Annotated in this window: 20 protein-coding genes and 1 pseudogene; 12 read left to right on the top strand and 9 right to left on the bottom strand. The window is 56.8% G+C overall.

The annotated features are described in order from the left end of the window. The first annotated feature begins 81 nt into the window (after positions 1–81). The 8 genes from ACWAU4_RS19405 (at position 82) to tldD (ending at position 11,309) form a co-directional block, all read left to right on the top strand. Positions 82–1,131, top strand: coding sequence for a rod shape-determining protein (locus tag ACWAU4_RS19405; RefSeq protein ID WP_025011854.1), 1,050 nt, complete (start codon positions 82–84; stop codon positions 1,129–1,131). Between the two features lie 42 nt (positions 1,132–1,173). Then, complete coding sequence (gene mreC / locus ACWAU4_RS19400) at positions 1,174–2,052, top strand: rod shape-determining protein MreC (protein ID WP_208134971.1); 879 nt, start codon at positions 1,174–1,176, stop codon at positions 2,050–2,052. Next, a complete protein-coding gene (mreD, locus tag ACWAU4_RS19395; RefSeq protein ID WP_025011856.1) occupies positions 2,049–2,537 on the top strand; it encodes a rod shape-determining protein MreD in 489 nt (162 codons plus the stop codon). The genes mreC and mreD overlap by 4 nt, the downstream gene beginning before the upstream one ends. A gap of 1 nt (position 2,538) precedes the next feature. Next, the gene (locus ACWAU4_RS19390; RefSeq protein WP_025011857.1) at positions 2,539–3,141 is read left to right on the top strand and encodes a Maf family protein; all 603 of its coding nucleotides are present in this window, start codon (positions 2,539–2,541) and stop codon (positions 3,139–3,141) included. Between the two features lie 131 nt (positions 3,142–3,272). Next, positions 3,273–4,739: a ribonuclease G gene (rng, locus tag ACWAU4_RS19385; protein WP_454290354.1), complete on the top strand. Its 1,467-nt coding sequence runs from the start codon at positions 3,273–3,275 to the stop codon at positions 4,737–4,739. Beyond that, positions 4,739–9,055 (top strand): YhdP family protein, encoded by a 4,317-nt coding sequence (locus tag ACWAU4_RS19380; RefSeq protein WP_454290353.1) that lies wholly within the window; start codon positions 4,739–4,741, stop codon positions 9,053–9,055. Before rng ends, ACWAU4_RS19380 begins: the two co-directional genes overlap by 1 nt. Beyond that, positions 8,979–9,824 carry a carbon-nitrogen hydrolase family protein gene (locus ACWAU4_RS19375; protein ID WP_028781337.1) on the top strand — a complete coding sequence of 282 codons (846 nt, stop codon included), beginning with the start codon at positions 8,979–8,981 and terminating at the stop codon, positions 9,822–9,824. The genes ACWAU4_RS19380 and ACWAU4_RS19375 overlap by 77 nt, the downstream gene beginning before the upstream one ends. Positions 9,825–9,860: 36 nt before the next feature. Continuing rightward, positions 9,861–11,309, top strand: coding sequence for a metalloprotease TldD (gene tldD, locus ACWAU4_RS19370; protein ID WP_028781336.1), 1,449 nt, complete (start codon positions 9,861–9,863; stop codon positions 11,307–11,309). A 970-nt stretch (positions 11,310–12,279) separates the two neighbouring features. On the opposite strand, the gene ACWAU4_RS19365 is transcribed toward tldD, so the two are convergent. Both ACWAU4_RS19365 and ACWAU4_RS19360 read right to left on the bottom strand, forming a co-directional pair. Beyond that, the gene (locus ACWAU4_RS19365; protein WP_454290352.1) at positions 12,280–12,792 is read right to left on the bottom strand and encodes a hypothetical protein; all 513 of its coding nucleotides are present in this window, start codon (positions 12,790–12,792) and stop codon (positions 12,280–12,282) included. A 226-nt stretch (positions 12,793–13,018) separates the two neighbouring features. Next, a pseudogene (locus ACWAU4_RS19360) lies at positions 13,019–13,227 on the bottom strand (IS630 family transposase); the annotation flags it as partial. A 549-nt stretch (positions 13,228–13,776) separates the two neighbouring features. Between ACWAU4_RS19360 and ACWAU4_RS19355 the strand changes: the two are divergent. The 4 genes from ACWAU4_RS19355 to ACWAU4_RS19340 are packed head-to-tail and all read left to right on the top strand — an operon-like array spanning position 13,777 to position 18,461. Beyond that, positions 13,777–15,177, top strand: coding sequence for a TolC family protein (locus ACWAU4_RS19355; RefSeq protein WP_101058393.1), 1,401 nt, complete (start codon positions 13,777–13,779; stop codon positions 15,175–15,177). Beyond that, a complete protein-coding gene (locus ACWAU4_RS19350; RefSeq protein ID WP_028781331.1) occupies positions 15,167–16,141 on the top strand; it encodes an HlyD family secretion protein in 975 nt (324 codons plus the stop codon). Before ACWAU4_RS19355 ends, ACWAU4_RS19350 begins: the two co-directional genes overlap by 11 nt. Before the next feature lie 2 nt (positions 16,142–16,143). Further along, positions 16,144–17,301, top strand: a complete 1,158-nt coding sequence (locus tag ACWAU4_RS19345; protein ID WP_071238672.1) for an ABC transporter permease — start codon at positions 16,144–16,146, stop codon at positions 17,299–17,301. Further along, positions 17,298–18,461: an ABC transporter permease gene (locus ACWAU4_RS19340; RefSeq protein WP_071238673.1), complete on the top strand. Its 1,164-nt coding sequence runs from the start codon at positions 17,298–17,300 to the stop codon at positions 18,459–18,461. Before ACWAU4_RS19345 ends, ACWAU4_RS19340 begins: the two co-directional genes overlap by 4 nt. On the opposite strand, the gene hydF is transcribed toward ACWAU4_RS19340, so the two are convergent. The 7 genes from hydF to ACWAU4_RS19305 all read right to left on the bottom strand — a co-directional run bounded on the left by hydF (position 18,421) and on the right by ACWAU4_RS19305 (position 25,024). Beyond that, positions 18,421–19,653, bottom strand: coding sequence for a [FeFe] hydrogenase H-cluster maturation GTPase HydF (gene hydF, locus ACWAU4_RS19335; protein ID WP_454290351.1), 1,233 nt, complete (start codon positions 19,651–19,653; stop codon positions 18,421–18,423). The two genes, ACWAU4_RS19340 and hydF, sit on opposite strands and share 41 nt — an antisense overlap. After that, the gene (hydE, locus tag ACWAU4_RS19330; RefSeq protein ID WP_144220653.1) at positions 19,646–20,659 is read right to left on the bottom strand and encodes a [FeFe] hydrogenase H-cluster radical SAM maturase HydE; all 1,014 of its coding nucleotides are present in this window, start codon (positions 20,657–20,659) and stop codon (positions 19,646–19,648) included. The genes hydF and hydE overlap by 8 nt, the downstream gene beginning before the upstream one ends. Next, positions 20,656–21,267: a hypothetical protein gene (locus tag ACWAU4_RS19325; protein ID WP_144161380.1), complete on the bottom strand. Its 612-nt coding sequence runs from the start codon at positions 21,265–21,267 to the stop codon at positions 20,656–20,658. The genes hydE and ACWAU4_RS19325 overlap by 4 nt, the downstream gene beginning before the upstream one ends. Beyond that, positions 21,264–22,718, bottom strand: coding sequence for a [FeFe] hydrogenase H-cluster radical SAM maturase HydG (gene hydG, locus ACWAU4_RS19320; protein ID WP_144380490.1), 1,455 nt, complete (start codon positions 22,716–22,718; stop codon positions 21,264–21,266). The genes ACWAU4_RS19325 and hydG overlap by 4 nt, the downstream gene beginning before the upstream one ends. 69 nt (positions 22,719–22,787) lie before the next feature. Next, positions 22,788–23,453, bottom strand: a complete 666-nt coding sequence (locus tag ACWAU4_RS19315; protein ID WP_025010222.1) for a cytochrome b/b6 domain-containing protein — start codon at positions 23,451–23,453, stop codon at positions 22,788–22,790. Between the two features lie 10 nt (positions 23,454–23,463). Next, the gene (locus tag ACWAU4_RS19310) at positions 23,464–23,781 is read right to left on the bottom strand and encodes an iron hydrogenase small subunit (protein WP_025010221.1); all 318 of its coding nucleotides are present in this window, start codon (positions 23,779–23,781) and stop codon (positions 23,464–23,466) included. Between the two features lie 10 nt (positions 23,782–23,791). Continuing rightward, a complete protein-coding gene (locus ACWAU4_RS19305; protein WP_025888294.1) occupies positions 23,792–25,024 on the bottom strand; it encodes a [FeFe] hydrogenase, group A in 1,233 nt (410 codons plus the stop codon). Between the last annotated feature and the right edge of the window lie 354 nt (positions 25,025–25,378).

Here is a 25,378-nt window from a genome sequence, read left to right as displayed (position 1 = left end):
GAGTCTTGTGGAATGCCGGAGGCATTGATAAAGTTAGCTGATTTTCATTTCTTCTGACTCCACAGAATACAGGCTAGTTACATGTTCAAGAAGCTGCGTGGCATTTTTTCTAACGATCTGTCGATCGATTTGGGTACAGCTAACACTCTCATTTATGTTCGTGAAGAAGGCATTGTATTGAATGAGCCTTCCGTGGTCGCCATCCGTGGCGAACGAAGCAGCTCTGGGCAGAAATCCGTGGCCGCAGTCGGTACTGAGGCGAAGCAGATGCTGGGACGTACCCCCGGCAATATTCAGGCCATCCGCCCAATGAAAGATGGGGTTATCGCCGACTTCTACGTGACCGAGAAGATGCTGCAGCACTTTATCAAGCAAGTGCACAACAACAGCTTTTTCCGCCCAAGCCCTAGGGTACTCGTGTGTGTGCCTGTAGGTGCCACTCAGGTTGAACGCCGCGCGATCAAGGAGTCAGCGATGGGCGCCGGCGCCCGTGAGGTTTACCTGATTGAAGAGCCAATGGCAGCCGCCATAGGGGCCGGCCTGCCGGTTTCCGAAGCCACAGGCTCCATGGTGGTGGATATAGGTGGTGGTACCACTGAAGTGGCCATTATCTCGCTCAACGGCGTGGTTTACTCCTCTTCCGTACGTATCGGTGGTGACAAGTTTGACGATGCCATCATCAACTATGTGCGCCGCAACTACGGCAGCCTGATTGGTGAAGCCACAGCCGAACGCATCAAGCACACAATCGGCACGGCTTATCCAGGCGATGAAGTACTGGAGATTGAAGTGCGCGGCCGTAATCTGGCCGAAGGGGTACCGAGAAGCTTTACCCTGAACAGCAATGAGATACTCGAAGCGCTGCAAGAGCCGCTGTCGGGCATTGTCAGTGCCGTGATGGTCGCACTGGAGCAGTCGCCTCCGGAGTTGGCGTCCGACATCTCTGAGCGCGGTATGGTGCTCACAGGTGGTGGTGCCTTGCTGCGGGATCTGGACCGTCTGCTGATGCAGGAAACCGGGATCCCTGTAATGGTCGCCGAAGATCCGCTTACCTGTGTGGCCCGCGGCGGCGGTAAAGCACTGGAGATGATCGATATGCACGGCGGTGACCTGTTCTCAGAAGAAAACTAATACTTTCCAGCACAGGCGGTATCTTACCGCCTTAGCTTTTCTATGAAGCCTATTTTTGTTCGCGGTATTTCAAATCAGTTCAGGTTGACTCTGGCAGTGGTCATGTCGGTGATCCTGCTAGTTGCCAATGATCGTCTCGAACCTGCGAGACAGTCGCTGGCATCCTTACTGAGCCCTCTACAGTACCTGGCCAATGTGCCCGGTGAGCTGCTGGATTGGTCTGCCCAGAGTCTGGCGACCCGTGACATGCTGGAGCAGCAAAACAAAGAACTCTTGCGCCAGCAACTGCTGATGAGTGAAAGACTGCAGCGTTTTGAACACCTGCGCCAGGAAAACCAACGCTTGCGTGAACTGCTGGGCTCGCCCGTGCATATGGACTCGCGCAAGATGGTGGCCGAGGTGATGGAAGTAGCCAGCGACCCCTTCCATCACTATGTGGTGATCAACCACGGCAGCCGCAACGGCGTGTTTGTCGGTCAGCCCGTGGTGGATGCCCAGGGGGTTGTCGGCCAAGTGGTGCAGGTCAGCGAACTCACCGCCAGGGTGTTGCTGCTCTCCGACCCCAAACACGGCTTGCCGGTGCGTATTACCCGCAACGATGTGCGCCTGATAGCCAACGGCATAGGCGAGCTCGATGAGATAGAACTCAGACACGTGGCCAAGAGTACCGACATCAAGGTTGGCGATCTGCTGGTGACTTCCGGGCTGGGCAACCGCTTCCCGGAAGGTTATCCGGTGGCGCGGGTGATTTCGGTTTCCCGGGACGATGGCCAGAGTTACCTCAAGGTCACGGCGCAGCCGCTGGCGGCGCTGGACCGAATCCGTTATCTGCTGCTTATCTGGCCTGAAGACCATCCCGGCACCAAGCCTGAGTCACAAGAGCCGGCTGCAACCGACGCCAACAGTGGAGCCGAATCATGAGTCTGGAAAATGCCAATGGCCGTTTGGCGGTATGGCTGACCCTGCTGCTGGGTATGCTGCTGCAGATCATGCCGGTACCGGAAATGTTCAGCGCCTGGCGCCCCGATTGGTTGGTGCTGGTGATGATCTATTGGGCCGTGGCACTGCCCCACAGATACAATATTCTCACCGCCTGGGTGTTGGGGGTGCTACTGGATATTCTACTGGGGGCTACCCTGGGGATCCGCGCACTGGCCATTTCCCTGGTGATCTATGTGGTGGTACTGCACTTTCAGAAACTGCGTAACTTCCCCATGTGGCAGCAGTCTTTGGTGATCGCCAGCCTGATCTGCTTCTATCATCTGATTATTTTCTGGGCCCAGTTTGTGGTATCAGGGGCGCATTTCACCATGGAGCTATTCCTGCCTTCCCTGTCCAGCCTGGTCATTTGGCCCTGGGTCTTCTGGATACTGCGCCGCATCAGGCGCCACTACAAGGTACGTTAATATGCCGCTGATTTTGGCCTCTGCCTCCCCCAGACGCCGCGAGCTTTTGGCACAGCTGGCGCTGGGAAATCCGAACTTTGGTTTTGAGATCCTGCCCGCCGATATCGACGAGAGTCATCAAGCCGGGGAAACCCCGGAGCAGTTTGTCAGCCGCTTGGCCGAAGAGAAGGCGGCAGCTGGTTTAGCCCTGTGGCGCGGGAACCCTGAACATCAGGAAGGGTCTGATACTCTAGTGCTGGGCTCAGATACTATAGTGGTATTGGGCGATAGAATTTTGGGTAAACCCGTGGACAAGGCCGATGCCTGCGCCATGCTCAAGAGCCTGAGTGGTCGCAGTCATCAGGTGATGACCGCCGTGGCCTTGACCGATGGCAAGCGCACAGAGGCGGCTCTGGTGGTCACCCAGGTGTACTTCTGCGACTTGAGCGATGCCGATATTCAGGCCTATGTTGCCTCGGGCGAGCCCATGGACAAGGCAGGGGCCTATGGCATTCAGGGGTTGGGTGGCAGCTTTGTCGCCAAGATTGAAGGCAGTTATTCGGCGGTAGTGGGCCTGCCCATGGCTGAAACCCGGTCGCTGTTGCACAAGGCCGGTTGTTTGTAAGCTCGCTTACACAAACTGACGAATTTTTAGCAGCTTTAACGCCCGCCAGCCGATAAAATCAATGAATTAACATCCAACAAGGGTAAATCGTGAATACCAGTCGCACAGTCAATAGCAAGGCTCCGCGGAAGATGGGGTCAGAACTGCTGATCAATGTGACGCCCACGGAAGCGCGAGTCGCATTGGTAGAACACGGTGTCCTGCAGGAAGTGCATATCGAGCGGCGTATGAAGCGCGGCCTGGTGGGCAATATCTACAAGGGCAAGATCAGTCGGGTTTTGCCCGGGATGCAGGCGGCATTCGTCGATATCGGCCTGGAAAAGGCGGCCTTTCTGCATGCCTCGGACATAGTGCCGCACACAGAGTGTGTTGCCGATGTGGAAAAGGGCAACTTCGTGGTGCGTGATATTGCCGAGCTGGTGCGTCAAGGCCAGGACATCATGGTGCAGGTGGTCAAAGACCCCCTTGGCACCAAAGGCGCGCGGCTGACCACAGACATTACCCTGCCTTCCCGTTACCTGGTGTTTATGCCGGGCTCAAGCCATGTGGGCGTTTCCCAGCGAATAGACTCCGAAGAGGAGCGGGCGCGGCTGAAGAAAATTACCCTGCCTTTTGTCGACGATGACGGCGGCTTTATTATTCGCACCGCGGCCGAAGGCATAGGTGAGGATGAACTGGCGCAGGATGCTGCTTTCCTGCGGCGGGTGTGGGCCAAGGTCAGAGAACGGCGCAAAAGGCCCAAGGCCACGCTGTTGTATCAGGACTTGGCCTTGCCGGTGCGAATTGTCAGGGACTTTGTTGGTGCCGAGCTCGATCGCATTCAGGTGGACTCGGGCCACACCTTCGAGGAGCTGCTGCATTTCGCCCAGGAGTTCATGCCGGAAATTGCCGATAAGATAGAACACTACAGTGGCCCGGTGCCGATTTTCGATCTCTACGATGTGGAGAATGAGATTCAGCGGGCGCTGGAGCGTAAGGTGGAACTCAAATCCGGCGGCTATTTGATCATCGACCAGACAGAAGCCATGACCACTGTGGACATTAACACAGGGGCCTTTGTCGGCCACCGTAACCTCGAAGAAACCATATTCAACACCAACCTGGAAGCGACCCAGGCGATTGCCCGTCAGCTGCGGCTGCGTAATCTGGGCGGCATCATCATTATCGACTTTATCGATATGCTGCAGGATGAGCACAAACAAAGGGTGCTCAACAGCCTGGCCACGGCGTTGGCCAATGATAGGGTCAAGACCAATATCTCAGGTTTCTCCGGCCTCGGTTTGGTGGAGATGACCCGCAAGCGCACCCGCGAGAGCCTGGAGCATGTACTTTGTGGCGAGTGTCCTGCCTGCCGTGGTACCGGCTCGATGAAGACAGTGGATACCGTCTCCTTTGAGATCTTCCGCGAGATCATCCGTCTCAACCGCACCTATGATGCCGATGAATTCCTGATTTACTGTGCCCCTGCGGTACACGCCTGCCTGTCAGATGACGAGAACCACCTGGTGGCCGAGCTCGAAGTCTATATCGGCAAGCGTATTCGCATTCACTGCGAGCCCATGTATGTGCAGAGTAAATATGATGTGGTGATGGTCTAGTGCGGCTGTCTTTTTGCCCTCGAACCTTCGGCCGCTATTGCTGGCGCACCTTGGCCGTGACCTTGGTGCTGTTCGCCTTGATGGTGAGTCTCATCCGCGGGCTGTTGCCGCAACTGGATGAAGCCAAGCAGCAACTGGCCGACTATGTTGAGCGCGAATATGGCGTCGAGGTCAAGATAGGCAGCCTGGCTGCCCGTTGGCAGGCTTTCGGCCCGGCGCTGACGGTTGAGGACTTGGTGTTACCGCCGCAGGAGCGTTTGCCGGTGACACTCATGGTCGACAAGGTCGATGTCAAACTGGATTTCTGGCAGAGCCTGATGACCGCCAGCCCGCAAGTGGAAGACGTGATCTTCGACGGGGTGCAATTGGCGCTGGATCTGGACCATCTGGGGCAGAAATCGACCGGCGCAGCCGAGGCCGTGAGCAAGCCGGCTCCTGCCACCAATATCGACTGGCTCTATGCCTTGCTGCTGGAGCAGTTGGACCGTTTCTCTATCCGCGATGCCAGTGTGCAGCTGTTGTCCAGCAGCCATGATTATCGCCCCATTCATCTGCGGGACCTCAGTTGGCGCAATAGCGGCAAGTTGCACCAGGGCCGCGGCGCTCTCTACCTGGATGAACAGGCAACGGCGACCGAACAACTCACTCTCAGGCTGGATCTCAAGGGCGATGGCTACAAGCCTGGCAGCATCAAGGGCCAGGCCTATCTGCAGGCGCAGTCGCTGGATCTCGGCAAGTGGGCCTCGCGCCAACCCAACCCTTATAACCCACAGGCCAAGTTGCCGCTGGAGGGGGTGGTCAACCTGGAGGCCTGGGCCGGCTTTGCCAACCGCGGCCTGGAATCCGGGGTGATCAAGCTGTTGCCCAGCTGGCTGCGCTGGTCACTCAGAGATGAGCCGCAGAAATTTGCCATAGATGGTGGTGTGATTGCCTGGCAGCCCATCGCCGACGGCTGGCGCCTGGACAGCAGTGAGCTCAAACTGGCAACCAATGACAAGCCTTGGCCCAAGCTGGAGTTTCACGCCATGGAAACCGCCGGGGTGCTTTACGGTAAACTCAATGAATTGCAACTCGATAGCCTGTTGCCGCTGTTGCCGCTTATTCCCGGCATGCCTTTGGAAGGCCTTTATAGCTGGCAGCAACTCAAGCCTCAGGGCAAGCTCGGGCCTCTGGCTATCTATCGCCCCAAGGACGGTGAACTGCAGGCCAAAGTGGCGCTGGAGCGGGTTAGCTGGCAGCCTGCCGAGTCCATTCCCGGCAGCACACCAATCGATCTCTCCCTGGGATGGCGGAACAACTTTCTCAGTGCAGTCTTGCCTAGCCAGGATTATAAACTGGACTTTGGCGATGGTTTCAAGGCGCCGCTCAGTTTTCGCGCCGATGCCTTTGAGCTGGGCTTCTCGCTCGACAGTCAGGCGCTGATGGTGCCGGCACTGCATCTGGGCAATGACGACATCAGCCTGGACGCGTCTATGCGTTTGCTGCTGGCCGACAAGCCCCACCTGGCGCTGTCTTCCCGGGTCAAACTGCTCAACGCCGCCAATGCCGGGCGTTATTTCCCGCGCCATGCCATGGGTGAGTCGCTGGCCGCTTATCTGGAAGGCGCCATCAAGGCCGGTCGCAGCGATGATGCCGCCGTAGTCTGGCACGGTGAGTTGGCCGGGTTTCCCTATCAGGATCATTCCGGGGTATTTCAGGCAGGTTTCAATCTGACCCATGCCGAATATGCCTTCCAGCCGGATTGGCCGGCGGTGACAGATTTAAGCCTCAAGGCGCTGTTTGAAAATGCCCGGATGGATCTCTGGGTCAACAAGGGCAAGCTGTTGAATGTGGCGGCCGATGGCGCCCATGTCTATATTCCCAAGATGGATCACCGGAGTCTGCTGCGGGTCGAGGCGCAACTGGCGACTCAAGGCAAGGATGCTACTGAGGTGTTGCAGCGCTCGCCGCTTAAAGACAGTGTCGGTATCACCCTGGATGTTGTGCAGGTTCAGGGGCCTGTCAGTGGCAAGCTGGATCTCAGTATTCCGCTCTATGAAGGCGAAGAGGAGCAGATCCTGGGTGAAGTCCAGTTTGCCGGAGTGCCGGTTTATATCCGTGAGCCCGGGGTGCTGCTCGATAAGGTCAGCGGCAAGGTGAGTTTTCATAACGAGGTGGTCAAGGGCGAAGGCTTGAGTGCCAGCCTGTTTGGCCAGCCGTTGCAGTTTGGTTTTGATACCGGCAAGGTCAACCAGAATATGGGGCTCAATGCCAGGCTCAAGGGCCAGTGGAACCTCGCCAACTTGCCGTCCGAGCTGGACAATCCTCTCAGCGATTTTTATCAGGGCGCGTTGGATTGGCAGGGGAGTCTGAAGCTGATCTTTGATGAGATAGGCTATCGAATTCAAGCCAATGTCAATGCCGATCTCAAGCAGACAGAGTTGCTGCTGCCGCCGCCTTATCAAAAAGCCCCGGGGCAGGCGCTGACGCTCAAGGCCGAACTGCTTGGTGACAACAAGACCAGCTCCCTGGGCGTGCGTCTGGGGGATAAGGCCGAATTCTGGGGTGGCTTTGATGCCGACTCAGGTAAGGGCCTGAAACACTATGACCTGCTGCTGGGGCGCCTCTATCGCAGCGGCGATCAGTTGCAAAAACAGGATGGTCACTTACGGCTGGCCCTGGATGAGGTGGATTTTGCCCAGTGGCAGCCGCTGATCAACGCCTTTATCGGCGGTGGCAATCATGACAAAAAGGCAGCTGCCGAGAGCCAAACAGCAGTTCAAGCCCTGACTCAAGCTAAGACCCAGGCTGAGACTCAAACCGAAAGCACGGCCGGCACTACAAGCATTGCAGCCGACAAGGCTTTCTTCCCACCACTTAAGGGGATAGAGGCCAGAGTGAAACAACTTGAACTACTGGGGCAGCGTTTTACCGAGTTGCAACTCAGTGCCCGACCCGGAGAGCATGCCTGGCAGATAGAGGGACTGTCACCGGAGTTTTCCGGTCGGGTAGAGATCTACCCGGATTGGTACAGCCAAGGATTGAAGCTGGTGGCATCGCGCCTGTATCTGAATCCGATAGCGGCAGCAGCGGCTGAGCCCGATTCCAAAGCGCAATCTGAGCCCGAGTCTGAAACCAATCTGCCTCAGGGCAGTGACCTGCCGCCGCTTGCGGTGGAGGTGGATGATTTCCGCTATCAGGATATGGCGCTGGGGCGTTTGTTGTTGCAAGCTAGCCCGTCTGCGACGGGCTATCAGATCCAGACCTTGGCGCTCAGCAGCGAGGATGCCAGTTTGCAGGGCAAGGGTGAATGGCTGAGCCGTGACGGTAACAACCGGACCCAGGTTGAACTCAATCTCAAGGGAGATAAATTTGATCTGTTGGCTACTCGCTTGGGACTGGATCCCGGCGTGAAAGACTCGCCGCTGGAGGTCAAGGCCGAGCTCAACTGGCTGGGGGCGCCGCTGGCGTTTAATCTGGAGAGTCTCAGCGGTAAAGTACGTTTCGATCTCGGCAAGGGGCATATCGAACAGCTCAGTGATAAGGGGGCGCGGATCTTCTCCTTGTTCAGTCTGGACTCACTTTTACGCAAGTTGTCACTGGACTTTACCGATGTGTTTGGCAAGGGCCTGTATTACAACTCCTTTGGCGGCGATCTGACCCTGGAGAACGGGGTGCTCAAGACCACCAATACCGAGATGGACGCCATTGCCGGTAACATGAAGGTGCGCGGCTATACCGATCTGGTTACCGAGAGCCTCAACTATGATATTCGCTTTGTGCCGCAACTGGCCTCCAGCGTGCCGACTGTTGTGCTGCTCAGTACCAGCGCCTGGACCATGGGCCTGGGGGCTTTTGCCCTGACCAAGGTGCTGGAACCCGTGATTGAGATTATTTCAGAGATACGTTTCCGCTTGACCGGCACCATGTCAGAGCCCAAGCTGGAAGAGTTGGAGCGAAAGAGCAAAGAGATAGAGATCCCTGAGTCTGTACTGCCACGGCAACCCAAGTCGGCGCCTGGGAAAGGACAGACTCAAGTGCAGGACGATGAGCCTGCGGCCACGGATGCAGGCCAAGGCGATCAAGCCAAGGACAACAAAGCCAAAGTGCTTAATAGCGACCAAGAGAGGGCTGTTGAAGAGGGGGTCGGCGGCGCTGAGGCTGAAAAACCTTTGCCTCAAGCCGATAAAGTCACGCCGCTGCCGCTCAAATCGCCGAGTGAACCCAAGACAGAAGTGCCAGTGAAACAGGAAGTCGAACATGCAAGTCAGTCTGCTACAGTGTCAGAGTTGCCGCGAGCCGGAACAGAACCTGCAATTTATCGTCTCGCAGCTTGAGACTCTTCCCCGCCAAGATAATGAACCCCAACTCGTGGTGCTGCCCGAGTGCAGCCTGCTGTTCGGCGGCCATGAGAGCATGCAGTTGGCCTGGGCCGGTGAGCCTGGGCAAAGTCCGCTCAAACGGCAGCTGGCCGAACTTGCCACCCAGTTTCAGGTATTCCTGCTGGCCGGCTCTATTCCGGTAGCCAGTGGCGATGGCCGGGTTTACAGCCGCTGTTATCTGTTTAATGATCAGGGGCAGGTACTCGGCGACTACGACAAACTGCATCTGTTTGACGCGGAAGTGACCGACGGTACAGGCCAATACCGCGAGAGCGATACCTTTTGCCCGGGTGAGCGGATAAGCGTGGTGGATACCCCTTTTGGCCGCATCGGCCTGGCTATTTGTTATGATCTGCGTTTCCCGGATCTGTTTCGGGCGCTGCGTTTGCAAGGCGCCGAGATCATCGCCTTGCCCTCGGCCTTTACCAAGGTGACAGGCGAGGCGCACTGGGAAGTGTTGCTCAGAGCCAGGGCGATAGAAACCCAGTGTTTTATACTGGCGGCGGCGCAATGGGGCCAGCATAATCAAGGAAGCCGCGAGACCTGGGGCCAGAGCATGATAGTCGACCCCTGGGGACGCATTCTGGCGCAGAAGGCCGAAGGCACAGGCTGGGTGCAGGCGCGTTTGGACAAGGCCGAGTTAGCGCGGGTGCGCAGCGCCATGCCCGTAGAGACACACAATAGATTTTTGCCGCCGCAACTGGGCGACGGTAAGCGGAAATAACCAACAAGGCCACAGGGCCGGATTGAGAGAGACCCAATGCCATTTTTAACCCAAGTGGGACAGAGTTTACTGCAAGAGGGACTGCACCTCGACGATCTGCAAACTTACCTGGAGCGAATCCACCAACACCAGGTGGATTTTTCCGATCTCTATTTTCAGGGCAGTCGTCATGAAACCTGGGTGCTGGAAGATGGCATAGTCAAGGAAGGCAGTTTTCATATTGAGCGCGGTGTCGGTGTCCGAGCCATCAGTGGTGAAAAGACAGGTTTCGCCTACGCCGATGAGATAACGCCCAAGGCCCTGGCCGCCGCCGCCGATGCCGCCAGAGGCATAGCCCAGACTGGGGGCAGCTATCAAACTCAGGCCTGGAAGCGCCGCGGCGCCAAGGCGCTGTATCTGAGTGAAGATCCGATAGCGGCACTGGAAGAGGGCCGTAAAATTGCCCTGCTTAAGGAAGCGGATGCCTATATCCGCAGCCTGGATAGCCGCATCATTCAAGTGGTGGTCAGCCTGGCCGGGGTGCATGAAGAGATACTGGTAGCTGCCAGCGATGGTACTCTGGCGGCAGATATCCGGCCGCTGGTTCGCTTCAACTGCTCTGTGATCCTCGAAGAAAACGGCCGCCGTGAACGGGGCGGTGCCGGTGGCGGTGGTCGTCACCACTATCAAACCCTGATGGCTGCCGCTGATGACGGCCTGCCCATGTGTTTTGCCTTTGCCCGCGAGGCCGTGCGTCAGGCACAGGTCAATCTGCAGGCGATAGACGCCCCTGCCGGTGAAATGCCTGTGGTTCTGGGCGCAGGTTGGCCCGGAGTCTTGTTGCATGAAGCGGTTGGCCACGGCCTGGAAGGTGACTTCAACCGTAAGGGCAGCAGCGCCTTCAGCGGTAAGATTGGCCAGCAGGTGGCCTCCAAGTTGGTCACTGTGGTGGACGATGGCACGCTGGAAAACCGCCGTGGCTCGCTGACCATAGATGATGAAGGTACCCCGGCGCACAAGACAGTGCTGATTGAGAACGGCATTCTCAAGGGCTATATGCAGGACAAACTCAATGCCCGCCTGATGGGACAAAAGCCCACTGGAAATGGCCGCCGCGAATCATACGCTCACTTGCCTATGCCGCGTATGACCAACACCTATATGCTGGCCGGTGAGTCGGCGCCTGCCGATATTATCAAGTCGGTGAAAAAAGGCCTCTACGCCCCCAACTTCGGTGGCGGTCAGGTGGATATCACCTCGGGTAAGTTTGTGTTCTCGGCCTCTGAAGCCTACCTGATTGAAAACGGCGAGATCACCAGTCCGGTAAAGGGCGCGACCCTGATAGGCAACGGCCCGGAAGCCATGGGGCAGATCTCCATGGTGGGCACAGATCTTGAACTCGACAAAGGCGTCGGCGTCTGCGGTAAAGACGGCCAGAGTGTCCCGGTCGGGGTTGGGCAGCCAACGCTTAAACTGGACCGCCTGACGGTCGGTGGCACAGCCTGAGAAATGCTGTCGAATCCCTGATTCGGCAGCTTAGTTTAGCGCTGGTTCCTGCATTGCTCTTGGGCGAAGTTGATAGCTGCTGTGACGGCAGAAAGTCTTGGAGCAAATGCATCCCTTCGATTGTGATCTTTGCAGAAACAGGCCTGGCAAGGACAATTCTGCATGAACCTCCGAAAGTGAGCGTCTCAGAGAGTCTCAGACACTTTGCAGCGGGCTTCCTTGCAGCTCGGAAAGTGTTTAGGGTGTCTTGTATATTTGATATTAGCCGCTGTGCCAGCGGCATAAAGTCGTGGAGCTTCGCCCCACACCCGACCAAGAGGGGAACAACAGCAATCCCCTCTTGGATCTCCCTTGCCGCCCCACACGGTGTCGAAAGCCCCTCGGCCTAATGGCGCAAATAACTAGCGCTTCAGACGCTCATCCCTGATTCGACTGTCGCTGCTTCGGCATCCTTGCCTCAGCCACGTTATTTGCGCCAACGGCTGTCGGCGACACCGAGGGGGAAAGTCGGTGCAACTCTGCAATCATAGCGTTACTTGAAATTCCACAAACATACACCTATTTTCCAGGCATAGGCGGGACTGTGACCGTCGAAAACAGGGATGTTTTCGACGAGGCTACAGGGACGTATTCACGCCGTGTCACAGGATCGCCTGTGCGAGAGCGAACCGCAGGTGATGGGCTGCACCGTAGCCGGAAGCTCGGCCAATGCCTATTGGCGACACCTAAGGGGGAAGTTGGTGACATTCTGTAAAGTTTAAATCTACCAAAAGACAGCAGCCAAAAGACAGGACAGCCAAAAGACAGGACAGTCAAATCTTTCTCAATACAACCTCCGGGTAATGGCATATCATGATAGCCGGGTTTAACACCATCAGAAGCCTGGTATGGTAATAAGGTGCAGCCAGTTAGACTTAAACCAATTAATGCCAATCAGCTTGCCAGCAAAGAGTTAACCTGCATCAAATGACTACTCCGGTAATTGTTTACAGAGGTCATCAAATAGCGCAAAACTCTCTATTAACACAGTTTGTAATTGCGTTTCGTTATAGCACCATGGCTGGTGTTGTGTACGCCAGTCGTTATCCCAGTCTATCTTTTCACCTCGCGCTAACCGCTCCGCCACGGCAATCTGTTGATAAGTTCCGCCACCAATTCGCTTATCTTCACGCCACAAGTCAAAGTTGAACACTACCCACTGCAGCATCTCCATCATAAGCCTCATATGGGGGTAGGCGAACTTTTTGGCATTTAGCTTGTAATATCCCCCCTCGCTTTTGTAAAAGCGAATCGGGTAAGGGAACTGGGCAACCAATGCCTGTCGACGCTCCGTCGGCACCTTAGGATTAAAATCGCCAGGGAGTTTAGGAAAGCGCACCAACATGGAGGCATAGCGCTCGGCAAAATCGACCTCGCGGGCAATGGTAATCACGGGTTGTGACACTTTGTTTAGAATAAATTCACGTTCTTCATTGTCTAACATATCATTACTCATCTCGACTGTTTATGGTTTCCAGCCTGCAGGGGCTCGGCCCGAAATCTTAGCTCCCCTTGGGTGCAGCAATGGCCTTGTAGATCAAATCAATCCCAGATAAGCAGGTTCCATCAGGGTTTGCGCTGTTAATTGAGCCGCTGGTAAAGAAAGACAAGACAGCCAGATCTTTTTGATGTTTCACACCCCCTCGACTAAACAACTGATCCTAATACTGCTACATTTCCGCTGTGCCGTGTCCGCTGCCAGGAAATGGTGAAACCGTTTCCATAAATCGCCATACCCTGCTGAGGCGTTTCAGCATGGTCTTGCAACTATGATTGCGCGTGACCGTTTCATGCAGCGCCAGCCATAAGCGCTCTATCTTGTTAATCCGAGGTGAGTATACAGGTGAAACAGTAGCTTGAACCTGGAATTGTGTTTGAGCCGGTAGTCCACCTTTTTTGACCAGCTTTCCGGTTTTGTTTGGCCAGCATTCTGTTTAAAACTAAGCAGTTTCTCAATGTACTTGAATAATCTCTCGGGCCAATGTGTCTGGTCAATGTCTCAGGCTAACTTGTTGATGGGCTGTGAGGTAACAATTCATGGTGTTGATAAGCCAGTTGAGTCACATTTTGGAGTCTGGAGGGACTCGTGCAGACATACGCCCATTTCCTCGGTGCAGGTTTGCCGATACGACTGCTCGGCATAAAGTCTGGAAACTGCTGCTATACGCAGCAGATTAGCTAAAGATCTTGGTGGGTATAACCCATTTCTCATACTTGGCGAGATAATCGTCGGCAAGCTTCACTCTTAGTGTTAGTTTCAATACAGCTTAAAAAAGACTAGGATCCAGTGGCTTGTCTGTTTTTTTACCCAGGTTTCGACAGGCCTTGGAGGCCTCGCGCCGCCGCGCAGCAAGGTTAACTGGTGGCCGACAAGCGAGGATGATATCCTTTTTGCTCAGGAATTAGAGTTTTTACTCTAGGGGTGTAGATGAAATTGACCAAATTTGCCTGGTTGCTGTTGTGGCCGCTGGCGGCTCAGCCTGCGCTTGCCGCAGACTATAGTTTTGCCTCGGCCTGGCAACAGTTGCTGGAGGTGAGCGATAAGCTGGCCGCCGAAGGCCAGGAAGTCAGCCGCGCCGAGGCGCAGCAAGAGGCCGGGCGCGACCTTAACCTGCCATCGCTCAACATCAACGGCAGCTATACCAGGCTGGAAAAACCGATAGAGCTGGATCTGCGCGATCTCAATCCTCTCGCCTCTATGGATCCCGCCACTCTGCCGCCGGCCATAGGTGGCATTATCGGCTCGCTTCCCGGCTCCATGTTTGTGACTCCTTTCACCGAGCAGGATGTGTTCCGAGCCAGCTTACAGGCGATGTGGCCGATTTATACCGGTGGCCAGATCTCTGCCGCTCAAGGCATTCAGGCGGCTCAGGTGGCTGAGAAGAAGCAGCAACTGGAGTTGGCACGGCGTGAGCTGTTTACCACACTGGTAGACAGATATTATGCCGTCACTGTGACCCAGGCTTTGGTGCAAACCCAGGCTCAGCTGGTGGCATCGCTGGAAAAGCATTACAGCCACGCTGAAAAACTGGAACAACAGGGGCAGATCGCCAGAGTCGAGCGCCTCAATGCCCAGGTGGCACTGGATCAGGCCAAGGTCGACCTCGGCAGTGCCAAACGCCGCCATGAGATGGCGCTGATAGCCCTGTCACGCCTGCTGCACCAGACTGATATCGCCACCAAGTCACCGCTGTTTATGGTGCCAAGCTCCCCTTCATTGCCGCAGTTGACTGAGCTGACGCTGAAGCAGCATCCAGCCTTGCGCTTGTTGGAGGCGAAAGAGACCCAGGCTCAGGGTCTGGTCGATATGGAAAAGGGAAAATACTTCCCCACGGTTTTCCTCTACGGTAACTACACCCTCTATGAAGACGACAGCCTGTTTTCCAAGGTCGAACCCGACTGGATGGTAGGCGTCGGGGTCAAGGTACCGCTGCTGTCTCGTGATGGTCGAAGTGGCAAGGTGCAGGCGGCCAAGAGCGCCCTGCTGCAGGCCAGATACACCAAGGCACAAACCCGTCAGGATCTCAGTCTGTTGGTGGATCAGAGCTATCGCCAACTGCTGCAGGCCGAAGAGGAGGTCAATGCCTTGAACAGTTCTCTGGCGCTGGCAGAGGAAAACCTCAAGCTGCGGGAACTGGCTTTCAATCAAGGGCTGTCTACCTCCATCGACAGAGTGGATGCCGAGCTCAAACTCAGTGCCGTACGCACCAAGCAGTTGGCGGCTCAATATCGTTATGTTCAGGCCTATGCCCGCTTGATGGCGGTCAGTGGCCAGTTGGATGAATTTATCGGACGCAGTGACAAGCAGGAGATACAGGATGCGGGTTAATCCTTTGGTGGCCATAGTGGCCCTGGTAACCATAGTGGCGGCGCTGGTATATGGGCTGATCCTGGCTTACTCCCCCAAGCCACAGTTGTTGCAGGGGCAGATAGAGGCCAGGGAATACAATGTGTCTTCCAAGGTGCCGGGCCGGGTGGAGCAGGTGTTGGTGCGCCGCGGAGACAGTGTCAGTGAAGGGGATCTACTGTTTGCCATCGACAGCCCAGAGCTCAATGCCAAACTGATGCAGGCCGAGGGTGGCCGCGATGCCGCCAAGGCGATGCAGCAGGAAGCCGACAGCGGTGCCCGTAAGCAGCAGGTTGCCGCCTCCCGCGAGCAGTGGCTCAAGGCCAAGGCCGCCAGTGAGCTGGCCAAGACCACCTTCGACCGGGTAGAAAACCTGTTCCGCGATGGCGTACTTGCCCGGCAAAAGCGTGATGAAGCCTTTACCCAATATCAGGCCGCCAAGTATACCGAGCAGGCCGCCTATGCCATGTATCAAATGACCGAAGAGGGTGCCCGGGAAGAAACCAAGGCCGCCGCAGCCGGTAATGCCCGTATGGCCGAAGGCGCGGTGAAAGAGGTCAGTGCCATACTCGCCGACAGCCAGATGCGCGCGCCCAAGGGCGGTGAAATCACCGAGGTGCTGTTGCAGGTGGGCGAGCTGGCACCCAGTGGTTTTCCTGTGGTCAGTTTGGTGGATATGACAGATGCCTGGGCCGTGTTTCAGGTGCGTGAGGATCAGCTCAAGCAGTTCAAGAAGGGCGAGCGTATGACCCTGACACTGCCGGCGCTGCAACGCAGTGTCGAGTTTGAGGTCAGCCACATCAGTGTGCTGGGCGACTTCGCCACCTGGCGGGCGACCGAGAGTGGCCACGACTTTGATATGCGTACCTTTGAAGTGGAGCTCAGGCCGCTGGAGCCGGTAGCCGATCTGCGGGTGGGCATGTCAGTATTACTTGAAAAGTCTTGATTATGAAGAAGTTGCTTCGGCGAGAGTGGCAGGCTGTCTGGCGCGATCCCTGGCAGCTGGCACTGATAAGCTATCTGCCGCTTATCGGTGTGCTCTGTCTTTGGTGGTTGTTTTCCGCCGGGTTGCCCAGGCAGTTGCCGGTGGCGCTGGTGGATCAGGACAACTCCAGCCTCAGTCGTGAGCTTGGGCGTCATCTTGAGGCTAATCCTGTCACCGCCCCCAGACGTTATCTGGCGCTGGACGAGGCGGTCGAGGCGATGCGCCGCGGCGAGGTCTATGCCTTGGTCATCTTGCCCTATGGTTTGAAGCAGGAACTGCTGACCGGGCACACTCCCACCATAGACCTGCGCTACAACGGCCAGTTTTTGCTGGTGGGCAAACTGCTGGCCAGTCAGTTGCAACTGACCCTGGCCGATGGTTTGCAGCAGGTGGCCAGGCTCAAGCAGCTGGCGGCCGGTGTCAATCCGTCCCAGGTTGAGGTGCGTCTCAGCCCTGTAAGCACCCAAACCACGGCGCTGTTCAACCGCAATAACAACTATGTCGGCTTCTTGGTGCCGCCTGTGCTGATAGCTCTGTGGCAACTGCTGGCCATGTTGGCTTTTGCCGGCAGTCTCAACCGTGAGCTGCGCCAGGATACTCTGGGAGAATGCTTCCGCCTGGGTATGCCCTCAGTGCTTTTGAGTAAGTTTATGGTCAACGGCGCCTTTATGCTGCTGCACGGCGGCTTTATTTTGGTGCTGTTGTATCAGCTGCTGGGGCTGCCGATAGCCGGGCAACTCCTGTGGCTGCTGCCGATGCAGATCTTAATGTTGATGGCGGTCTGGCTCTGGGTGCAGGGGATTTTCTTTATGCTGGCCGATAGTGCCAGGGTGATCAGCTTTTGCACTGCGCTGTTTGCACCCGCCTTTGCCTTTATGGGCATTACCTTCCCGACCGGAGAAATGCCGCTGCTGGCGCAGTGGTGGCGTTTGTTGATGCCATCAAGCCACTATATAGAGTCTCATGTTGCGTTGGTGAGCTATGGCGCAGGGCCGGCCAGCTTGCTGCCTCAGGCGCTGGGTTATCTCGGCTTTCTGCTGCTGTTGATCCCCAGTTGGTTCTTTGCCCGTCGTTATGCCAGGGTGCTGCAGTCGCAGTTGCCGCTTGAGGAGACGTTATGACAGCCAAGTCCCTCTCGTTATGGCAGTTGATCTGGCTGGATTTACGCGCCTTGGTGCGTGACAAGGCGATCTCTTTGACCCTGTTTGGCGGCGTGCTCTTCTATGCCGTGCTCTATCCCTTGCCTTATCTGCATCAGGTGCCCACAGAGCAGCAGTTGGTGGTGGTGGATCACGATAACTCCTCGCTGTCACGGCGGCTTATCCGTCACGCCGATGCCAGTGCCCGTATTCAGGTCGTCGGTCGGGTCGGCTCCATCGACGAAGCCAAGGCCTGGGTCACCGATGGCCGCGCCCATGGTTTATTGGTGATCCCGTTTGATTTTCGCCGCGATCTGTTGCTGGGACGGGGCGCGACTTTGAGCTTCGGCGGTGATGCCAGTTACTTCCTGATCTATTCCGCTGTGGTTGAAGGTTTGGTGAGTGCCGGTATGGATGCCGGCAAGCAAATCCAGCTCAAGGGACTATTGGCCTCGGGCCAGAGCCCTGAGGCCGCGGCCCAGAGTCTGGCGCCGATTAAACTCAATGCCGTGCCCGCATTCAATAAAGGTTTGGGTTATACCCCCTATGTGGTGCCAGGATTGTTTCTGCTGATTTTGCACCAGACCTTGCTGATAGGCACAGGCATACTCGGCGCCGGTCAGTGGCGCCAGCCGGGCTATTGGAACCGGGTTAGCCCCTTGATGCTGGTCAGTGCCCGGGTGTTGGCCTTCGGCTTGCTCTATTGCCTGTTCAGTGCGCTCTATATTGGCTGGTGTTATTACTTCTATCAGGTGAGTCTGCAGGCGAGTCTTGGTCAGGTATTGTTGCTGATGTTGCCTTTCCTGCTGACCACTGCCAGCGCCGGGGTAGCGCTCAGCTGCCTGTTTGTCAGGCGCGAGTTGCCGACCCAGATCCTGCTGCTGGTATCCATGCCCATCCTGTTTGTCAGTGGCTTTGTCTGGCCCTTGGCACTGATCCCTGAGCCCTTGGTATGGCTGTCGCAGGTGATCCCGGCTGTGCCGGCGATTATGGGAATGCTGCAGCTGAACCAGATGGGAGCCGATTGGGCGGTTATTGCCCCCAAATGGTTACAGCTCTGGGGGCTATTGTTGCTGTTCTTCCCTCTGGCGGTTTGGGGCGTTAGTTGGCGTCGGCGTCAACTGGCAGCAGCGGCGAACTGACTCTTTCCAGCACGCCACTGGCCTTGGCCAACACCAGCCCATAGTTGGTGATGGCGACGCCGCGGCGGCGACATTCGAGAATGCGCCGCTGCATCTCCGCCCGCCCCAACATACAGGCGCCGCAGTGCACTACCAGTTTGTAGCGTTCCAAATCGGCCGGAAAGTCATGGCCGGCACAGACGCTGAACTGCAACTGTTTGCCGGTCAATTTGCCGATGGCCGCCGGGATCTTCACTCTGCCTATATCTTCATCCTGCACCTCATGGCTACAGGCCTCGGCGATTAGTACCCGATCACCATCCTCGAGCCTTTCGAGCATCTCGGCGCCTTGCAGCTGGGCCGGTAGATCGCCCTTGGCCCGGGCAAACAGGGTGGAGAAGGTGGTCAGAGGAATGCTGTCGGGTACCTGAGCGGCCACTTGTCTCACCGCCTGGGCATCGGTCACAACCAACGCCGGTGGCGTGGGCATGGCGGCCAAGGCCGTGGCCAGCTCAGACTCACGGCAGATGCTGGCAATGGCACCGTTATCCAGCGCTTCTCTGAGAACCTGCACCTGGGGCAAAATCAATCTGCCCTTGGGGGCCGCCGAATCTATCGGGGCGACCAGCAGCAGTTGCTCTCCTATGCGGTAACAGTCGGCGGCCAGCACGGGGTCGCAACGAAAATCTGCCGGCACCAGTTGAACCAGTTGCTCGACCAAGTCTTCCCGGTGTTTTGCCTCTTGGGTCGACAGGCATAAGAACTTGATGCCTTGGTCGTTGAGCCAGTGCTGATGCTCCGCGGGCAACGGGGCCAGATCTTGCTTGTTCGCTACCACAAGGAGCGGCAGCTGCCAGCTTTGCAGCAGTAACAGCCAGTCGCGGTCAAACTCATCCAACCCCTGTTCATCCAGCACATAGACGGCGATATCGGCCTGTTGCAACGCCCGGCGACTGGCGGCTATTCGCTGTAATCCCAGGGCGCCGGTATCGTCCAGTCCGGCGGTATCTATCAGGGTAGCCGGGCCGACCGGATGCAGTTCAAAGGGCTTGCGCACCGCATCTGTGGTGGTGCCCTTGGTCTCAGAGACTATGGCACTCTGTTGGTTGGATAAGTAATTGAGCAGGGAGGACTTCCCGGCGTTGCGACGACCACACAATACTATGTGCAGTCTGACCCCGCGGGGGGCTGCATTGGGGGCCGAATTACACATTAATTTGTCTCCTGGCGTTGCCTCTGTCCGCAGAGCAATGCAAGCCGCGGGCTTTAAGGCTGAGTCTGATATCGGCGAGACGCTGCTCCAGCGGGCAGCCGGAGGCATTCTTGCCGGGGTAAATAAGGTATTTGCTGCTGTCTTTCTGTGGCGTGAACGAGGGCATAAGTACATTGCAGCCGCGGCTCAGGGAGTCGAGCCTGGCGCCTTTTTGCAAGGCATCCAGGGCGCTGGTGGCCGGAATGTTGGCACCTGGGTTAAGCAATCTGAGTATGGCGCAGGCTCGCTGGCACTCAAGCACCTTGCCGTTGGCCGTGTTTGCCAGCGGGGTGTGTGGATGACTGACGAAGGGACCGACCGCCAACATCTCCAGTTCCATGGCTGAGAGCGCCAACAGGGCGTCAGCCAGGGCATCGCTCTTGCTGCCAGGCAGGCCACAGATAATGCCACTGCCGGTCTCATATCCCATGCTCTTGAGAGTTTCCAGTAGCCTTAGGCGTTTATCCAGCACTCTTCCCGGACGCAGGCGGCTATAGAGCTCGGCATCCAGGGTTTCCAGTTTCAACAGATAGCGGTCGGCGCCGTCTTCGCGCCAGAGCGCCAGCTCACTGTGGCTGCGTTCACCCAAAGATAGCGTGATGGCCAACTGGGTTTGCTGTTTGATGGTGCTGAGGATGTGGCTTATGCCATCCTGGCGAAAGCGGCTGTCTTCACCGGATTGCAGCACTAGGGTGCCGATACCGGCTTTATCTACTTTGAGGGCCGAGTCGATGATTTCTTGGTGGCTGAGCCGGTAACGCTCAATGTCGCGATTGGCGGCTCTCAGGCCACAGTAGTGACAGTCGCAGCGGCAATAGCTGGAAAACTCCACTATGCCTCTGAGCCAGATCTCCTTGCCAAAGTACTGGCGCTTGACCGCATCGGCGCGGGCAAACAGCCAGTCATCGGCTTCGCCGCAGAGCAAGGCTCTGATTTCTGCTGAACCCAGATTTTCGGCCGGTTTCATGCTTGGGATCCCGCTTGTTTCAGCACCTGCGCCAACTCATCGGCGTAGCGATACAGCGCCTGTTGCCAGGGCGTGGCAGCGACCTTGGTGCGGCCTTGCATCCTTTGCCATAGGCCCGCCGGTGGCAGCCCCAGCTCGCGGCTGTCCAACTTGAGCCACAATCCCAAAGGCGCCAGATGTGGGCTATGGGCATAGTGGCCGACAAACAGTTGATCATCGAGCAATAACAGCGGCGCGCTGGCGGCCAGTTTACTGCTGACCGCCGTCACCTGCTCGGGCCAGGAGGCGGCGAGTTGATTGCTCCAATGTTGAGACACCCGGTATTCCTCGAGGATTTCCGCCTCGGTGGACTCAGGACGCAACATTTTGCCAAAAGCCAGCCCGGCTTCGCTTTGTAACTCTTGTGTCACTATCAACAGCTGCGACAGCTGGCTGCTTTGCAGTCTTTGTCGCAGCAACTGATCTATCGCCCCTTCGCTGAAATTGGCATAGTGGCCGGCATGCAGGGCCACTCGCCGGGCGCGGCTGAGTGCCGATTTCAGCTGTTGTTTTGGCAGCCCGGCATAGAGACGGCAGCCGGGTGCCAGTACCAGAGTCTTGCCTTTCACAGATAGATGTCCCTCTCGCCCGCATCTGTGCGCGTGAGGCAGGCCTCGATATTACGTCTTCTGGCGGGGCTGAGTTTATCCAGCTCGGCAGCTATCAGTGCCTCACCGGCTTTGCGGGTCTGCTCGCTGGCGTAGTCGTTGAGATATTCCTTGAAGGTGATCAGGGCGTTGGGTTGGCAGAACTTGCCAATAAACTGCTGCTTGGCCAGGCCGATAAAGTGATCGCCGGTGCGGCCTTTGCGGTAACAACCGGTGCAGAATGAGGGGATGGAATGGCTATGCTTGACCAGATCCAATACCACTTCATCCATGCTGCGGTGATCGCCCAGGCTGAATTGAGCCGCATCGTCTTCCTGGTTGTAGCCACCTGGGGTGGTACGTGAGCCGGCGCTGATCTGTGATACCCCCAGGCTTAGGAGTTCACGTCTGAGTTCGGCACTTTCACGGGTGCTCATAATCAGCCCAGTGTAGGGCACTGCCAGGCGGGTAATGGCCACCAGGCGCTTGAAGGTGGCGTCATCGACGACATAGGGTGGCCGCTCCGACAAACTGGAGCCATCGGCGGGCTCAATCCGCGGGAAGGAGATGGTATGCGGGCCTATGCCGCAATCCAGTTCCAGTTGCTGTACATGGGCGAGCATGGCCAGCAGTTCGAACCTGTGGTCATAGAGACCGAACAGCACGCCAATGCCCACATCGTCGATACCGGCTTCCATGGCTCTGTGCATGGCGTAGAGACGATAGAGGAAGTCCTTCTTGCGGCCCTTGAGGTGCACCTGTTCGTAGGTCGTTCTGTGGTAGCTTTCCTGAAAACACTGATAGGTGCCTATGGCGGCCGTCTTCAGCAGCTTGAAATCTTCTGTGTCCATGGGGGCGCAGTTGACATTGATGCGGCGGATCTCACCGCCTTTGCCTTTGCGCACGCTGTACATGGTCTTGATGGAGTCGACTATGGCGCGGGCGTTATTGCGCGGGTGTTCACCGTAGACCGCCAGGATCCTTTTGTGACCCATATCTTCCAGGGTTTCCACCTCGGCGATCAGCTCCTGCTCGCTCAGGGTCTTGCGTGGCAGGTCATGGTTGTCGGCGCTGAAGCCGCAATAGCTGCAGGCGTTGGCGCAGTAGTTGGAAACATACAGGGGGGCGAACAGTACTATGCGATTGCCATAGATGGCGTCCTTGATGCCACGGGCAACGGCAAATAGCTCTTCGTCCAGGGAGGCATCCTGGTTTTGCAGTAAAACCGCCACTTCCTCCAGCGTCAGCCCCTGCAAGCGGCGGGCTTTTTCCAGCACCTGGCGCACGGTATCCGGGCTGGGTTGCCGGTTGTTATTGAGCAAGCCCCAGATGGCGTCATCATCGATAAAATTTACGGCGGGGTTATAGTCTTTGACTTGAATCGTTTCTGTATGGCCCGATACAAGCGGGTCTGATATCAAAGGGCCTGACATCTGTAGTGGCTCTCCTGTAGATAAGGAGCGCAGTCAAACTGCGCTCCTTGGAAAATGGAACTTATGGCGTTACTCGGCGCGTTTGGCGGCAACCGGAACGACCTCCTCCTGCACCCAGAGAGGGGTGTACTCGGCTGCGTCATGGTAGGGCACCTTGCCGTGCAGCATCATCGCCTTGAAATCGTCGAAGCGATAAACCGCCAGAAACAGATGCACGGGCAAAAACGCCGTCAGCAGCAGGCCACAACCCAGGTGGATCATCCCCAGCAACCAGGCGGTATCGCGTGGTATTGCATAGGGAACCAGCCACAGCGCCAAGCCCGTGATGATCAGTGCAGTACCACCGAGCAGGACACAAACTCCGAACAGTTTCTGTCCTGAGTTGTATTTGCGCATAGGAGGCACGGCGACCTTCTTGCCCAGCAAAAACTTCTGCGGATAGCCGCCAAGTACCTTGAACCAACCCACATCGTTGCCACCGAAGGTGAACACCCGGTTGGTGAACAGTACGACACGGTCGAATGCCATCAGGGTGAAGGCCACCGCATCCAGCGCCATGATGACACCGGCAACAATATGAATGTCATAGGTCAGCCCCATGGCACTGTCGCTCAAGGGTTTAAAGAACAACAACAGCCCGGTAGCCGCCAGTGGCAGGAAGCTCAGCAGCAAGATGTAGTGGAACACCCGAACATTCAGCGGGTGCTTGAGAATGGGACGATTGTCCTGATGCATAGCCGACTCCTTAGGATTTCAGTTGAGTGCGATCGACAAAATGGGTGTGCAACAACTCGTGCGACAGATGCCCCAGCGGCTCACCGCCAAATTCGCTGTAATAGCGGGCAATGGCCGGGTTGGCATGGCTGACACGGTACTTGGCAATGGCATCATCCATATAGAGGGCATCGGCCCTGGCCTTGATGTATTCGTTGCGCTTGGCGATACGGTTGCCGAGCCAGCCCACAGGCAGGGCCAGTAACGCCAGAATCGCGGCGCCCACGGCCATGAAACGGCGCCGTGACAACAGAAAACCATCTTCGGTAAATTGATACTTGTCTGTCATGAGCAACTCCTTACAGTTGGGCAACCCAGGATGTGCCTGAGCCGTTGATAGGTTGACCGCCACCATTGACGCAACCACCGGCGCAGTTCATCACTTCGATAAAGTGGTAAGGGGACGTGCCGGCCATCACCTGTTCCAGCAAGGGGCGGATATTGCGACCCATGTCGTGCACCACGGCGACTTTCAACTGCACATCTTGTTTGAGCTGTTGGTCATGAATGGTGAGTTCGGCTTCCTTGACGCCTTCCAGACCGCGCACCGGTGCCAGTTCCAGCTTGGCCAGCTCTTCACCTGTGAGCACCTTGTGTGCGGTACGCACCGCGGCTTCCATCACGCCACCAGTGTTACCGAAAATGGTGCCGGCCCCTGTATATTGGGCAAACAGGCTGTCACCCTTATATTCGGCCACATCCGGCAGATGGATATCGAGGCGCTTGAGCAGCTCGGCCATCTCGCGGGTGGTCAGCACAGCATCCACATCGGCGTAAGGGGCGGCATCGCTGCCGTGTTGCTGATGGAAGCGCCAGGCAGAGTTGAATTCAGGGCGCGAGGCCTCGAGTTTTTTCGAGGTGCAGGGCATAACTGCCACTGTGAAGATCTTTTCCGGAGCCATCTCATACACCTTGGCGCCGTAGGTCTTGGCCACAGTCCCGGCCATCTGCTGTGGCGACTTGGCGGTGGAAAGATGTGGCAGCAGGCTGGGGTATTCGTTTTCCAGGAAGCGAACCCAGCCCGGGCAGCAGGAGGTGAATTGCGGCAGCTTGCCGGCGCCTGGCTCCTGGCGCACATTGGCATGCAGCCTGTGAATGAACTCAGAGCCTTCTTCCATAATGGTCAGGTCGGCGGCGAAGTTGCAGTCGAAGATCCTGAATCCGGCCTGGTGCATGGCGCCGTAGAGTTTGTTGGTCAGCAGTTGCCCCTTGGGCAGGTTGAAAGCTTCACCTATGGCAACCCGTACCGCCGGAGCCAGAATACCGACCACCTGAGTATCGGGATCCTTGAGCTTGGTCAGCACAGTATCCAAGGCACTCTGGGTTTCATGAATGGCGCCGAACGGGCAGTTGATCAGACACTGGCCGCAGCTCAGGCAACGCTCTTCATCAATCTTATGGGGGGCACCGGATGCGCCCTCAATAGCATGGGTGGGACAGAACTGTTTGCAGGCGTCACACCCTTTGCATTTGAGCGCATCTATCTGGATCAGTCCGCGGATCTCTCCCGGCTGATAGCTGGTTGCTGTCATGGCAATGCGTTCCTTTTTACGTGATAATATTCTTATTTTCTAATTGCTTATGTAAAAGCTATACCCCTTGGGAAAGGGCGGAGGGATTATAGGGAATGGCTTGTCGCTATCTGTGATCCAAAGCAGATCAGCCTTGAGATTTCACAAGTTTTTACATGAAATATGATGAAATTAGCCGGTGAAACAGGGGCATGGGACTTTTTGACTTAGGGAAGGTGCAAATAAGTCCTCGTGGCACTCTGGCTTGCACAGCAATTGGCGTTCAAGGCATCTGACTGAAGGCATGCCGAGGCCTGTCGAAGTCGGATAACGCAGAGAGCCGGTTGCTGTGAAAGCCCCGAAGGGCGTGGCTTA

Source organism: Shewanella sp. FeAMO, assembly GCF_053653955.1.
Note: the sequence above shows the minus strand (reverse complement) of the source record. Positions and strands in the feature narration are given on the sequence as shown.